Raw genomic sequence first — 12,574 nt, 5'->3', positions numbered from 1 at the left:
ACTGCAAGCTCGCATCTAACCTCGCGGGGTGGACGCGGACCCGACCCTGCCCGGACGCCGGGAACTCAAACGCCGGCAGACCCGCCTGGCCCTGATCACGGCCGCCCTCCGGCTCGCCGACGAGCGCGGCGCCGACCGGGTGACCACCGACGAGATCAGCGCGGCCGCCGAGGTGTCGCCGCGTACGTTCTTCAACTACTTCGCCACCAAGGAGGACGCCCTCGTCGGCGATCCCCTGGCCGACTGTGGCGACCCGCTCCTCCCGGCCGGACGGCCGCTGCTGGACGCCCTTCTGGAGGCACTGGCACCGGCCTTCGAGCAGATCCAGCGCGATCGTGACCTCTGGCTGCTCCGGATGCGCGTGATCGCCGCCAATCCACAGCTGCTGCCGCTGCTCATCGCCGCCGCGGCCTCGGCCGAACAGCGGCTGTCCCATGCCGTCGCCGAGTTCTGCGGTTGCACCCCGGACCACACCCGTCCGCAGGTCGTCGCCGCGGTCGCCAACGCCGCCGTCCGGGTCGCGCTGATCCGCTGGGCCGAGGCGGGCGACGCCCGCCCGCTGATCGAACACGCCCGTGAAGCCTTCGCCATCCTCCACGATCTGAAAGAAAGCCGATGACCGCAGTAGAACCCGAAACCGCCGAAGCCTCCGGCCGGATGTCCCACAAGGAGGTGGTGCAGGCCCTGTCCGGCCTGATGCTCGGCATGTTCGTCAGCATCCTGGCCTCCACCGTGGTCGCCAACGCGCTGCCCCGGATCATCGCCGACCTGGACGGCAGCCAGTCCGTCTACACCTGGATCGTCACCACCGAGCTGCTCGCCATGACGGCCACCGTCCCGCTCTGGGGCAAGATGGCCGACCTGTACAGCAAGAAGCTGCTGATCCAGCTCTCCCTCGGCCTGTTCGTGGTCGGTTCGCTGGTCGCCGGCTTCACCCCGAACGTCGAGGTGCTCCTGGTCAGCCGGATCATCCAGGGCGTCGGCGCGGGCGGCATGACCGCGCTCGCGATGATCGTGATGGCCGCGATGATCCCGCCGCGCGAGCTGGGCCGCTACTCGGGCATGTTCGGCGCGGTGTTCGGTGTCGCGACGATCGCCGGTCCGCTGATCGGCGGCGTCCTGGTGGACACCTCATGGCTCGGCTGGCGCTGGTGCTTCCTGGTCGGCGTCCCGTTCTCGCTGATCGCGATCGCGCTGCTGCAGAAGACCCTGCACCTGCCGGTGGTCCGCCGCGAGGTGAGCATCGACTGGCTGGGCGCACTGTTGATCACCGTGGGCGTGAGCACTCTGCTGGTCTGGTCCACCCTGGCCGGTCAGCACTTCGACTGGGCCTCCTGGCAGACCGCCGCGCTGGTGAGCGCCGGTGTGGTGATCCTCGCGCTGGCCGTCTGGGTCGAGTCGAAGGCCACCGAGCCGATCATCCCGCTCGGCATCTTCCGGCACCGCACGGTCACCCTGGCCATCGTCGCCAGCGTGCTGGTCGGTGTGGCGATGTTCGGCGGGACCGTCTTCCTCTCCCAGTACTTCCAGGTCTCGCTGGGCAAGTCGCCGACCGTGGCCGGGCTGATGGGCCTACCGATGATCTTCGGCCTGCTCGTCTCCTCCACCGTAGCCGGTGCGCTGATCACCAAGTTCGGGAAGTGGAAGGCGTACCTGGTCAGCGGCTCGATCGTGATGACGGCCGGAATGCTGCTGCTCAGCACGATCGACGCGCACACCGCCGTGCCGGTGATCTCGGTCTACATGGCGGTGCTCGGCGTCGGCGTCGGCCTGCTCATGCAGAACCTGGTCCTGGCCGCCCAGAACGACGTGCCGGCGGCCGAGCTCGGCGCCACCACCTCGGCGCTGACCTTCTTCCGCAGCATGGGCGGTTCGATCGGGGTCAGCGCGCTCGGCGCCGTCCTGACCAACCGGGTCACCACGCTCTTCGCCGAGAAGTTCGGCGCCGCCGCCGGTGGCGGCGAGGCGAAGGTCCCCGACCTGGAGACGTTGCCGCCCGAGATCCTTACGGTGATCAAGGAGATCTACGGTACGGCCACCGCCGACCTGTTCCTCGTCGGAGCACCCATCGCGTTCCTCGCGGTGATCGCGGTGCTCTTCATCAAGGAGAAGCCGCTCTCCACCCTTTCCGGTGACGAACGGCTCAAGCAGGAGTCGACCCTGCACTGATCCGTTCCGGAGGCCGGTCGATTTCGGTCGACCGGCCCTCCCCGGACGGGTGAAACAGACCTGACAAAGGTCAGGACGGGCGCAGGCCCACCGACGTGCGCGGGGTGGGCGGCTCGGCACACCCGAGCAGGCCGACCAGCCCGGACACCCAGAGCTGCCGGTAGACCGTGGCACTCGGGTGGCTGACCACCAGCTTCACGCCGCTCGCGGCGGCCGTGTGGAAGCAGGCGACCAGAATGCCGATCCCGATGCTGTCGATCAGCATGACCCGTTGCAGGTCCAGGCAGATCCGGCTCGGCGTCATACCGGTCAGGACGTCGTTGACCGCGTCCCGCATGACGTGAGCGTTGTCCAGATCGATCTCGCCACTCGGGGCGATCTCTACGGTGCCGTCGGCCAGCTGGCGGGTCGTGATCGGCAGATACACAGCTGCCCTCTTCCTGGCGTCCCAGCCTTCTGAGCCGACGCCGATCCTGCCGCGGGACACGGTGGCGCCGACCGAAGAAGTGGGGTCGTGCGCTGAGCGGCGTTCGCTGGGGACGCCGACCGGGAACCCGCGTTCCTACAACAATCCGCTGGTCTGCAAGTTACGCCACGTAGGCGCGGAACGCCAGAGTAGTTCATATGGCCGGAATGTGCTGGAACGGTCAGTGCGTGGCGGGCACGTTGACTGTCCACCCACCTGACCGAATACTCACCGTATGCCTTGGAGCGCCAGGCGGCATGGTTGACGCCCTGCCGCGCGCCACACCGGCGCCGGACACCGTCTACTTCGACAGCGTCGACGGCGATCGGGCCCGACAGGTCCTGAATCGTTTCTACCCCCCGGTGTCCGCCTCCGGAGATCTCAAACTCGGGGTGGAGGTGATCCAACTCGGACCGCTGACCGTCGGCCACCTCACGTTCGCCGCCAGCGCGACCCTGGACTTCCCGGCACTGTCCGCCTACCACCTCACCCTGCCCACCACCGGGCTGGTGCGCGCCTGCCGGGGCGGGCAGGAGGTGGTCGCCACGCCGGCCACCGCGCTCGCCTTCCGGCCCGGTGACCGGGTCCGGCTGCGCCAGGAGCCGAACACCGCGGAGCTGGCTGTCCGGATCGAGAGCTGGGCGCTGGAGGCGGAGCTGGTCGCGCTCCTCGGCCATCCGATCGACGGCCCGATCGACCTGCCGGCCGCCTTCGATCTCACCGAGGGACCGGCACACAGCTGGAGCCGCCTGATCCGGCTGCTCCGCGACGAGCTCGAACACGAGAGCAGCCTGATCTTCGAGCCGCTGATCGCCGAACAGCTGTGCAGCAGTGTGCTCAGCGGGCTGCTGTTGAGCGTTCCGCACCGGTACGCCGCCGAACTCGTGGCGCCGCCCACCCCGGGACCGCCCCGACCGATCCGCCGGGTCCTGGACGCGATCAGCGGCGAGCCGGAACACGCGTTCACCGTCGGCGAACTGGCGGCCATCGCCGGGACCAGCATCCGCTCGCTGCAGTCCGGGTTCCGTCGGCACATCGGCAGCGCGCCCATGGCGTACCTGCAACAGGTCCGGCTCACCCGTGCGCACGAAACGCTCCGCACCGGCGACCCGGCCATGATCACCGTGGCCGATGTGGCGCACCGATGGGGATTCGCACACCTGGGTCGGTTCGCGTCCGCCTATCGGAAACGCTTCGGAGAGTCACCGTCGGAGACCCTGCGGACGACCACCTGAACGGGTGTCACTCCCCCGGGTCACCACAGCGCCGCGGCTGGGCCACATCGTCGGACTGACGGTCCGCGCCCGGCACCCCGAACAGGTGGCCGCGTGGTGGAACCCAGTCGCGCCAGGCCGCCAGCCGTGGCGGCACGGTGGCCATCTCACCGTCACCGGGAGCGCATTGCCGGCGCAGGTACGCCACCACACGCTCGGCGGCCGCCCCGCCGTTCTCGGCCAGGCTCCGCAGCACGCGGGGGTCGGCGGGCGCCTCTTCCCGCAGCAGGGCGGCCAGGCCGGCCAGCGCCTGCGCGACCTCGGAGGCGTCTCGCTCGGCATCCCACAGGCCGGTCACGACCGCGCTCCCCCGCGACGGACCGGAACGTCCATACCTCTGGCTGTGCGGTCGGTCATGCAGTGCATCCCCTCACCCCGACACGTACTCGGCAGCGTTCGCGGGCCCGCGGACGCCACCGCCGGGCGATTCGGCCCCCGGTGCACGTGACAAGGCGAAAATGTATTCGGCTCGCTACTATGCGTCCATCCGTAACGCGCAGGTTCTGTCCAGTTAGCGCTCAGTTCGGCTAAGGAGCGATCAATACGCCCATTACACCGCGTGTCCGCCGGGCCGCCACGACCGTGTCGCGGCAGCACCCACGACCAGCCCGGTCAGATGGTGACCGTGGCGCCTTCGGCGAGGGAGCGCTCGGCGGCGGCCAGGACCGCGGTCACGGCCGCACCGAAACGGACGTCGACGGCGGACGACGGGCCACCACCGGCCGCGACGAGCAGCTGGTCGATGGCCCGGCCCAGCGCGTCAGCCGGATCCCACCGGCCGCGCGGCACCTCCCGGACTCCGGCGTCCCCGGCGAAGACGGCCTCCTCGCGGGCCGCCGCGGGCGGCGCGTCCACCGCCAAGGTGAACCGGCTGACCGCCCCGCTCACGTGCTTGAGCAGCACGAACGTCAGGTCACGAGGCCCTGCCACGGCGGTCACCTCGGCCACCGGCCCGAGCACCGGCAGCACCACGGCGAGCGCGTGCGGACCGACATCCCAGAGACCGCCGCGTTCCCGCCGCCACGGTGACGCGCCGAACGGATTGTCCGGCACGAAGATCGAGCCGAGGTGGTCGATCCGGGCTTCGGCCCAGCCGCCGGTGGCCGCCGCCTCGGTGACGAAGCCGTCCAGCTCGGGCGTGAACCGGCGGGTGAAGAAGACCACCGAAGCCACCTCACCCGCCGCGTCGGCCAGGGCTTCGGCGTCCTCGGTACGCAACGCGATCGGCTTGTCCAGCAGGAGGTGCCGGCCGGCCCGGGCCGCCCGCAGCGCGAGTGGCGCCTGCACGTCCGGCGGGAGCGCGATCGCGACCGCGTCGACGTCGGCGATCAGCGCGTCGGCGTCGCTGTACGCCGGAACGCCGTAACGGTCGGCCAGGTCGGCCGCCTTCCGCGGGTCCCGCCCCCAGACGCCGGCGAACTCGACGCCGGAATGCGCGGCCAGCCCCGGCGCGTGCGCCAGTTGAGCCCATGGTCCCGTACCGAATAGTCCGAAGCGCACCGGTTAGCCCCGCCCTCGCGTTCTTGATCTCCCGGGCCGGAAGTTACCAGGCCGGAACGGCCTCAGTAACCTGGCCGGGTGAACGGACCCCTGTCGACGGCGACAATCGTCGCCGCCCTCGTCCTGGCGGCGTGGTATCTGATTCGGACAGCACTCGACCGGGCGCCGAGCCGCATCGACATGATCGCCGGCGCCGCGCTGACCGTACTGGCCACGATTCTCATCGTGGTCGCGGTGGCCGGCCTGTTCGGCGACGAGCAGCCCGCCGACATCGGCACGTTCGCCGGCTATCTGGTCACCACGATCGGGTTGATCCCGACCGGGATGATCCTGGCCAAGATGGAGCCGACCCGCTGGGGCAACCTGACCCTCGGGATCGCCTGCCTGATCCTGCCCGTCCTCGTGCTGCGCCTGCAGCAGATCGCGTCGGTGACCGTTGCCTGAGAACACCACCGTCCGTCCGGCCGACGCCGCTCTCGGCTCCGGCGTCGGCCGTGTCCTGCTGCTCGTCTACGGCGTGTTCGCGCTGTCCGCGAGCGCCCGCGCCCTGGTGCAGATCACCACGCACTTCGCCGAGGCGCCGCTCGCCTACCTGCTCTCCGCCTTCGCCGGCCTGGTCTACATCGCCGCCACCGTGGGCCTGGCCCGGGGCGGCCCCAGCGGTCGCCGGATCGCCCTGGTCAGCTGCACCATCGAGCTGATCGGCGTACTGGTGATCGGCACGCTGAGCATCGTGGACGCGGTGGCCTTCCCGGACGACACGGTCTGGTCGCACTTCGGCAGCGGGTACGGCTACGTGCCGCTGGTCCTGCCGTTCGTGGGCCTGTGGTGGATCTGGCGGCACAAGCCGGTCAGCTGATCACGTGGGGTAGGAAGTTGCAGGTGTTCGTGGTCACCAGGCCGGCTGTGCCCAGGCCCTCTCGGATGCCCATGCCGGCCGGTTCGCCGTCGATCAGCCAGGCGCCGATCACCGGGTGCACCGGCCCTTCCAGGCCGTCGAAGGTGGGCAGTTCACACAGCTCCTGGACGACGTAGCGCCCATCCGAACCGTACTCGGAGGGCACGTCGGTCACCGGGACGCCGTCGCGGACCAGCGTGACCGAGCCGCCCTCGCGGCCCCACACCGGTTTCTTCGCGTAGGACGTCAGTTTCGCCGCCCCGGACGACTCGGCGAAGTAGGCGGGCAGGAGGTACTTCCCGCGCTCGGGGTCGTCGCCGAAGAGCTTCCACAGCACCGGCAGCAGCGCCTTGTTGCCGAGCAGTGCCGCCTTGTAGGGCGGCTCCATCCAGACGGTGCCGCGTTTCTGCGGGTCGGCCATGTTCCGGAAGAAGGCCTTGCCGCCCTCCTCGTGCCAGAACCACTCCCACGGGTAGAGCATGAAGATCACGTCGATCGGCTCGGCGCGGTGCTCCTGACCCGGCGCCGGGACGAAGAGGACCCGGTCCCCGGCGACGTCCCAGCCGATCTGGCTCATCGCGATCAGCTCGACCGGGAACCCGGCCTCCTCCGCGGTGGCCATCAGGTACGCGACGTTCATCCGGTCCTCACCCGAGGTCTCGGACGTCTCGTACGCAAAGAAGATCTTGGGTTTCTCCGGCAGCCACGGCCGTGCCTCGCGGAGTTTGCCGATGTTGCGGCGCCAGGCGCCCGGATCACCGGGCTCACCCGGGGTGGCCTCCCAGCCGACCAGGCGCTCGTGGATCGAGTTCCACTGGCGCCACTCGTGCCGGGCCACCCCGGTCTGGTCCATCCAGTGCCACTGGATGACCGCGGCCTCGATCAGCGAGGTGGGAGTCTGCGCGTTGAACTCGAGCAGCCGCGGGACGGTGCCGGCCCCGTTGTACCAGAGATCGAAACGCCCGTAGACGGTCGGCGAATAGTCCGGCGTCTGCATCGGCAGCCGTCCGTCCGGGTCCTTGTCCTGGTGGGTCCAGGTCTCGGCGTCGCCGTCGAACCAGGTACGCAGGATCTGCTCGTGGGTGTACTCGGGGATCCCGATCCGGGTCAGGAAACACGACTCGGCGGTGCAGATCGAGGTGAAGTATCCCTGCCTACGGCCTTCGACGGTACGCCGTGGGCACTGACCGGCCATCCAGTCGCCGGCCTCCAGGCACATCGCGTAGAGGGTCGAGCTCGCCGTCTCCAGTTCCTCGATCTCGGCCGCCGTGAAGTCGTAGTACGGCCCCTCCTGCCAGTACGAATACGTCGTCCCGTCGGGCAGGACGTCGTCGTTGTAGGTCAGGCCGAGGCTGTAGTTGGTGAGCCGCCACCCGTCACGCACCGGCCCGTGCGGAATCCGCCGCAAATGTCAGCCCCCCGACGACGATCCGCTGCCGCCCTTACCCACGACACTCGTCTTCACCGTGCCGTTGCTGATCTTCCCGCTGGACGGGAGACCGAACTTGGATCGGGACGCCGCGTCGTTGTAGGCGAATTTAGTGCCACCGGCGGGCAGTTTGGAGCCGACCGGGTAACCCGACCGGTACCCCGACGAGTGCCAGATGAAGAAACCACCGCCACCGCCGCCGCCGCCGTCGTCGTCGCAGAGGTCCTCGTCGACGATCGTCCCGTCGGCGTCGGCACAGTAGAAGCCCTCGTCCACATATTCGTCGGTGTCGCACGCGGCCAGGCCACCCGCTGCCAGCAGCAGGAACGTGCTGGTGAGCGACACGGTCCGGGAGCTCATGCGTCGGTTCATGATTTCTTTGTAACTCTTCTCAGCAAGTTGCCAGTAACCATTAACCTGTCAGTCCCTCGGCCCGCCCGCGACATATACGACCTGTCCGGAAACGAACCCGGCGCCTTCGCTCACGAGGAACGACACGGTATTGGCGACGTCCTCGGGGCGACCGGCCCGGGCGACCGGAATCTGACTCACCGTCGCCTTCTCGAAGTCGTCGAAGTCGACCCCGATGCGGGCCGCGGTGGCCCGGGTCATGTCGGTCACGATGAAGCCCGGCGCGACCGCGTTCGCCGTGATGCCGAACTTGCCGAGCTCGATGGCGAGCGTCTTGGTGAAGCCCTGCAGGCCGGCCTTCGCCGCGGCGTAGTTGGCCTGGCCCCGGTTGCCGAGCGCGGACGTGCTGGACAGGCTGACGATCCGGCCGTACTTCGCGGCGACCATGTGCTCCTGGACGGCCTTGCTGAACAGGAAGGCACCGCGCAGGTGGACGGCCATCACGGTGTCCCAGTCGTCCTCGGACATCTTGAAGAGGAGGTTGTCACGCAGCACCCCGGCGTTGTTGACCAGCACGGTCGGCGCACCCAACTCGGCCACGGTCCGGTCGACGGCCGCCCGCACCTGATCGGAGTCGGCCACGTCCGCACCGATCGCGATGGCGGAGCCGCCCGCCGCCGCGATCGCGTCGACGGTCTCGGTGCCGGATTTCTCGTCCAGGTCGACGACCGCGACCGCCATGCCGTCGGCGGCTAGTTTGCGGGCGACCGCCGCGCCGATGCCGCGCGCGGCTCCGGTCACGATGGCGACACGAGGTACGGACTGCGACATTGCGGCCTCCGGAAGTTGTCCACGCTGCTGGAAGGTGGTGATCCACGCTGCTGGAAGCCGATGCTAAACCGGGTCAGGCGGTTCTGCGCATCCGGATCCACCGGTATCCGTACCCCGCAACGCTGATCTTGTCGAATTTCCCCGGTTCCGGATACTCCTGGTCGGCCAGCACGTCGTTCGGGAACTCGGCCTCGGCGGCCAGGCTGCTCAGGTCGACCTCGCCCGCCTCGGTACCCAGATTGTGCACGAACAGCATGGTTCCGGTATCGGCGTCGGCGCGATGCACCAGGATGCCCCTCGGTGCGGGGACGTCGACGTGGGTGCAGGCGCCGCTGCCGATCTCGGGCGCCTCGCGGAGGGTACGGATCATCCGCTCGAACCACGACAGCAGCGATTTCGGATCGTGCCGCTGGAGCGTCGCGTTGACCGTCTCGTAGCCGTATTCGCCACCCGAGATCACCGGCCGGATCACCTGTTTCGGATCCGCGCTGGAGAACCCGCCGTTCGGCAGGTTGTTCCACTGCATCGGGGTACGGATGGCATAGCGCCCGTCCAGCTCCAGGTTCTCCCCCATCCCGATCTCCTCGCCGTACCGCAGCACCGGCGTGCCACGGAGGCTGAACTGAAGCGCGTACGCCAGCTCGATCCGCCGACGGTCGTTGCCGAGCATCGGAGCCAGGCGACGACGGATGCCGCGGCCGTACAGCTGCATGCTCTCGTCCGGTCCGAACTGGTCGAGGACGTCCTTGCGCTGCTCGGCGGTGAGCCGGGACAGGTCGATCTCGTCGTGGTTGCGCAGGAAGGTGGCCCACTGGCCGCCGTCCGGCAGTTTCGGCGAGTCCCGCAGCGCGTCGATGATCGGCTCGGTGTCCTGCCGGGCCAGACCGAGCACCAGCCGCGCGTTGAGCATGAAGTCGAACAGCATGTGGATGCGGTTGCCGGACCCGCCCTCGTCGCCGAAGTAGGTCACCAGCTTGTCCGGCTCGACATTGGCCTCGGCCAGCAGGACCGCGTCGCCCTTGCGCCACTGCACGTGCTGGCGCAGCTCGCTGAGGAAGCCGAAGTCCATCGGCGCGGTCGGGTTGCCCGGCTCGGTCTCCTCGATGATGAACGGCACCGCGTCCATCCGGAACCCGGACACCCCGAGCTGCAGCCAGAACGCGCAGATCTTCTTGATCTCGGCCCGCACCTCGGGGTTCCGGATGTCCAGGTCCGGCTGGAACTTGTAGAACCGGTGGTAATACCAGAGCTTCGCCGTCCGGTCGTACGACCACGTCTCGGCCTGCTCGCCGGGGAAGACCATCCCCTGGTTGCGGTCGGCCGGCGCGGTCTCGCTCCAGACGAACCAGTCACGGTACGGCGAGTCCGGCGACGATCGTGCCGACTGGAACCACGGGTGTTGATCGGACACATGGTTGACCACCAGGTCGATGATCACCTTGATGCCCCGGTTGGCGGCCTGGTGCAACAGCTCGGCGAAGTCACCCAGCGTGCCGAACCGGGGATCCACGTTATAGAAATCGGACACGTCGTAGCCGTCGTCCTTACCCGGCGACGGGTGGATCGGGTTGAGCCACAGGCAGTTGATCCCGAGCCGGGACAGGTAGTCGAGCCGCCCGATCAGGCCGCGGATGTCACCGCAGCCGTCCCCGTCGGAGTCGGCGAACGAGTCGATGTCGAGGCAGTAGACGACGGCCTTGGAATACCACCGGTCACTCATGCGCCCTTACATGTCCGGCTCTGGTCGAGGCGAAACGCGTCCAGCCCCGTAGCAGGCCGACACCGGCGACGAGGACCACGATCGGGATCAGCGCCGCCGGCACCACGTCGATCAGATAGAGCGACGGCGGCGGCACCACACAGACCGTGGCGAGCACCGCGGTCAGCACGCCGATCCGGCCGAACACCCCCGGACCGGGGCGGCGTAGCACCGCACGAGGGGTACGCCCCCGCGCGGCGACGACGGTGAGCGCGAGGGTCGCCGCCCCTGCGGCGAAGGTCCAGCTCACGCTCAGATACCACCACGGGAGCGAACTCGCCCACAGTGGACCCGCCCACAGGGCCACGACGATCGTCTGGGCCAGCACGCCGCCGGCAGCGAGGCCGACGGCGGCCCGGCGCATGCCGAGCACCGCGGCGACCACGAGCAGCGACCAGGCCAGGGTGCGCAGCGCGGGGTCGAGCAGGATCAGACCCTCGACGCCGCGCAACCGCATCGGGTCGCCGTCGGCCCACAGCGTCAGGCCGGCGACCAGGCGATTGATCGCGGTGCCGGCCAGCAGCATGGCGCCCAGCAGGGCCGTCACAGCGGCGGCGTCGCGCCAGCCCGTACCCCTCTGGAGGTGGACGGCCCGGCCGAATCGGGCGGTGAGGCCCGCGCGGACCAGGTCGATCGCATCGGCCGGGGAGGGAAAGCGGCGGCCGGGCTCGGCACCGGACATCAGGACGCCGATCATCTCCTCCTCGTAGGCGGCCCGGTGGCCGGCCGGATAGATCCGCATCAGGCGGCGGTAACGAATCTCCAGGCTGCTCACGTGGTGGCTCCCCCGAGTCGGGTCTGGCGGGCGTGCAGGCGGCGCTCGGCGATGGTCGCCTGGGCGCGTAGGCGGGCGGTCTCGGTGGCCAGGCTCTGCTCGCCGGCCCCCGTGAGCCGGTAGTAGCGCCGCAGCCGGGACTGCACCACCTCTTCGCGGTCGACCTCGATCAGGCCCTCGGCGCGTAGCCGGTCGAGGGCGGCGTAGAGGGTGCCTGCGCGCAGCCGCACCCGCCCACCGGTCATACCGGCCACGTCCTCGATCACGGCGTAACCGTGGCGTGGCTCCTCGGCCAGGGCGGTGAGCACGAGAAACGTCGGCTCCCGCATCGGCGTCTCAGTCATAGCCGAAGCATATACCGATGATCGGTATATACGGGAGGGGGTTCGAGAGGCCGCTCACGGGTAACTCTCAGAAACCGCCTGCACAGTGTGTGGGGACTGGTTGGCGACATTTCGAAGGGCGGGCGCATGGCCGACGGCGATCTCAGCAATCTCGGTGGACTGACCGGCTGGGTGGCCTCGGTGATCGACTCGCTCGGCGAGGTCGGCGTCGGGATGCTGGTCGCGCTGGAGAACCTGATTCCGCCGATCCCGAGCGAGATCGTCCTGTCGATGGCCGGGTTCCTGGCCGGCGAGGGACGGGTCAACCTGGTGCTGGTCTGGGTGACCGCGACGATCGGCGCCCTGGTCGGCGCGGTGGCGCTCTACTGGCTGGGCCGGGGGCTCGGCGAGGAGCGGCTGAAGCACTGGCTCGACCGGATCCCACTTGTCGACGCGGACGATCTGAACAAGGCCGACCGCTGGTTCGAGAAGCACGAGCGGGCGGCGGTGCTCTTCGGGCGCTGCGCCCCCGTGGTGCGCAGCCTGGTCTCCATCCCGGCCGGCGCCAACCGGATGCCGATGGGGCAGTTCATGCTCTACACGACGATCGGCAGCGGGGTGTGGAACGCGCTGTTCATCGGCGCCGGTTACGCGCTCGGTTCCCGCTGGTCGGACGTGGAGCAGTACGCGCAGTGGTTCGACTACGCGATCATCGCGTTCTTCGCGCTCGCGATCGGGTCCTGGGTGGTGAAGAAGGTGCGCAAGCGGCGGCAGCGCGCCGCCGCCCGCGCACGCTGAC

At 69.3% G+C, this 12,574-nt stretch carries 15 protein-coding genes; 6 read left to right on the top strand and 9 right to left on the bottom strand.

What is annotated here, in order from left to right; translation table 11 throughout:
• Nucleotides 1-28 precede the first annotated feature (28 nt).
• Entirely contained in the window at nucleotides 29-619 is a 591-nt protein-coding gene (locus Q0Z83_RS48410; protein WP_317790335.1) for a TetR/AcrR family transcriptional regulator, read from the top strand.
• Entirely contained in the window at nucleotides 616-2,169 is a 1,554-nt protein-coding gene (locus Q0Z83_RS48405; RefSeq protein ID WP_317790334.1) for an MDR family MFS transporter, read from the top strand. Before Q0Z83_RS48410 ends, Q0Z83_RS48405 begins: the two co-directional genes overlap by 4 nt.
• 70 nt (nucleotides 2,170-2,239) lie before the next feature.
• Here Q0Z83_RS48405 and Q0Z83_RS48400 read toward each other — a convergent pair whose 3' ends face one another.
• The gene (locus Q0Z83_RS48400; protein ID WP_109591156.1) at nucleotides 2,240-2,596 is read right to left on the bottom strand and encodes an STAS domain-containing protein; all 357 of its coding nucleotides are present in this window, start codon (nucleotides 2,594-2,596) and stop codon (nucleotides 2,240-2,242) included.
• Between the two features lie 296 nt (nucleotides 2,597-2,892).
• Here Q0Z83_RS48400 and Q0Z83_RS48395 point away from each other — a divergent pair, with 296 nt between their 5' ends.
• Nucleotides 2,893-3,870, top strand: coding sequence for an AraC family transcriptional regulator (locus tag Q0Z83_RS48395; RefSeq protein ID WP_317790333.1), 978 nt, complete (start codon nucleotides 2,893-2,895; stop codon nucleotides 3,868-3,870).
• Between the two features lie 7 nt (nucleotides 3,871-3,877).
• Here the strand turns inward: Q0Z83_RS48395 and Q0Z83_RS48390 are convergent, their stop codons facing one another.
• Complete coding sequence (locus tag Q0Z83_RS48390) at nucleotides 3,878-4,207, bottom strand: hypothetical protein (protein WP_317790332.1); 330 nt, start codon at nucleotides 4,205-4,207, stop codon at nucleotides 3,878-3,880.
• Between the two features lie 314 nt (nucleotides 4,208-4,521).
• Nucleotides 4,522-5,409, bottom strand: coding sequence for a Gfo/Idh/MocA family protein (locus Q0Z83_RS48385; RefSeq protein WP_317790331.1), 888 nt, complete (start codon nucleotides 5,407-5,409; stop codon nucleotides 4,522-4,524).
• Between the two features lie 78 nt (nucleotides 5,410-5,487).
• On the opposite strand from Q0Z83_RS48385, the gene Q0Z83_RS48380 reads away from it, so the two are divergent.
• A complete protein-coding gene (locus Q0Z83_RS48380) occupies nucleotides 5,488-5,853 on the top strand; it encodes a hypothetical protein (protein ID WP_317790330.1) in 366 nt (121 codons plus the stop codon).
• Nucleotides 5,846-6,268, top strand: a complete 423-nt coding sequence (locus Q0Z83_RS48375) for a hypothetical protein (RefSeq protein ID WP_317790329.1) — start codon at nucleotides 5,846-5,848, stop codon at nucleotides 6,266-6,268. The genes Q0Z83_RS48380 and Q0Z83_RS48375 overlap by 8 nt, the downstream gene beginning before the upstream one ends.
• Here Q0Z83_RS48375 and Q0Z83_RS48370 read toward each other — a convergent pair.
• The 6 genes from Q0Z83_RS48370 to Q0Z83_RS48345 all read right to left on the bottom strand — a co-directional run bounded on the left by Q0Z83_RS48370 (nucleotide 6,261) and on the right by Q0Z83_RS48345 (nucleotide 11,796).
• Nucleotides 6,261-7,691, bottom strand: coding sequence for a glutathionylspermidine synthase family protein (locus Q0Z83_RS48370; protein WP_317790328.1), 1,431 nt, complete (start codon nucleotides 7,689-7,691; stop codon nucleotides 6,261-6,263). The genes Q0Z83_RS48375 and Q0Z83_RS48370 overlap by 8 nt on opposite strands.
• A 27-nt stretch (nucleotides 7,692-7,718) precedes the next feature.
• Nucleotides 7,719-8,108 carry a hypothetical protein gene (locus Q0Z83_RS48365; RefSeq protein ID WP_317790327.1) on the bottom strand — a complete coding sequence of 130 codons (390 nt, stop codon included), beginning with the start codon at nucleotides 8,106-8,108 and terminating at the stop codon, nucleotides 7,719-7,721.
• Between the two features lie 48 nt (nucleotides 8,109-8,156).
• Nucleotides 8,157-8,918: a 3-oxoacyl-ACP reductase FabG gene (gene fabG / locus Q0Z83_RS48360; RefSeq protein WP_317790326.1), complete on the bottom strand. Its 762-nt coding sequence runs from the start codon at nucleotides 8,916-8,918 to the stop codon at nucleotides 8,157-8,159.
• A 73-nt stretch (nucleotides 8,919-8,991) separates the two neighbouring features.
• Complete coding sequence (locus Q0Z83_RS48355) at nucleotides 8,992-10,638, bottom strand: alpha-amylase family protein (protein ID WP_317790325.1); 1,647 nt, start codon at nucleotides 10,636-10,638, stop codon at nucleotides 8,992-8,994.
• The gene (locus Q0Z83_RS48350; protein WP_317790324.1) at nucleotides 10,631-11,452 is read right to left on the bottom strand and encodes a hypothetical protein; all 822 of its coding nucleotides are present in this window, start codon (nucleotides 11,450-11,452) and stop codon (nucleotides 10,631-10,633) included. The genes Q0Z83_RS48355 and Q0Z83_RS48350 overlap by 8 nt, the downstream gene beginning before the upstream one ends.
• Complete coding sequence (locus Q0Z83_RS48345; RefSeq protein WP_317790323.1) at nucleotides 11,449-11,796, bottom strand: PadR family transcriptional regulator; 348 nt, start codon at nucleotides 11,794-11,796, stop codon at nucleotides 11,449-11,451. The genes Q0Z83_RS48350 and Q0Z83_RS48345 overlap by 4 nt, the downstream gene beginning before the upstream one ends.
• Before the next feature lie 126 nt (nucleotides 11,797-11,922).
• Between Q0Z83_RS48345 and Q0Z83_RS48340 the strand changes: the two genes are divergently transcribed.
• Nucleotides 11,923-12,573, top strand: a complete 651-nt coding sequence (locus Q0Z83_RS48340) for a DedA family protein (protein WP_317790322.1) — start codon at nucleotides 11,923-11,925, stop codon at nucleotides 12,571-12,573.
• Nucleotide 12,574 lies beyond the last annotated feature (1 nt).

The organism is Actinoplanes sichuanensis (assembly GCF_033097365.1).
GTDB classification, from domain to species: domain Bacteria; phylum Actinomycetota; class Actinomycetes; order Mycobacteriales; family Micromonosporaceae; genus Actinoplanes; species Actinoplanes sichuanensis.
The sequence above is the reverse complement of the archived record's forward strand: the minus strand, read 5'-3'. Positions and strand labels throughout refer to the sequence as shown.

Excerpts from the sequence above, each read along its gene's own strand:
- Q0Z83_RS48365 (WP_317790327.1), bottom strand. The coding sequence starts at position 8,108 with ATGAACCGACGCATGAGCTCCCGGACCGTGTCGCTCACCAGCACGTTC.
- Q0Z83_RS48395 (WP_317790333.1), top strand. The coding sequence starts at position 2,893 with ATGGTTGACGCCCTGCCGCGCGCCACACCGGCGCCGGACACCGTCTAC.
- fabG (WP_317790326.1), bottom strand. The coding sequence starts at position 8,918 with ATGTCGCAGTCCGTACCTCGTGTCGCCATCGTGACCGGAGCCGCGCGC.
- Q0Z83_RS48345 (WP_317790323.1), bottom strand. The coding sequence starts at position 11,796 with ATGACTGAGACGCCGATGCGGGAGCCGACGTTTCTCGTGCTCACCGCC.
- Q0Z83_RS48405 (WP_317790334.1), top strand. The coding sequence starts at position 616 with ATGACCGCAGTAGAACCCGAAACCGCCGAAGCCTCCGGCCGGATGTCC.
- Q0Z83_RS48340 (WP_317790322.1), top strand. The coding sequence starts at position 11,923 with ATGGCCGACGGCGATCTCAGCAATCTCGGTGGACTGACCGGCTGGGTG.
- Q0Z83_RS48355 (WP_317790325.1), bottom strand. The coding sequence starts at position 10,638 with ATGAGTGACCGGTGGTATTCCAAGGCCGTCGTCTACTGCCTCGACATC.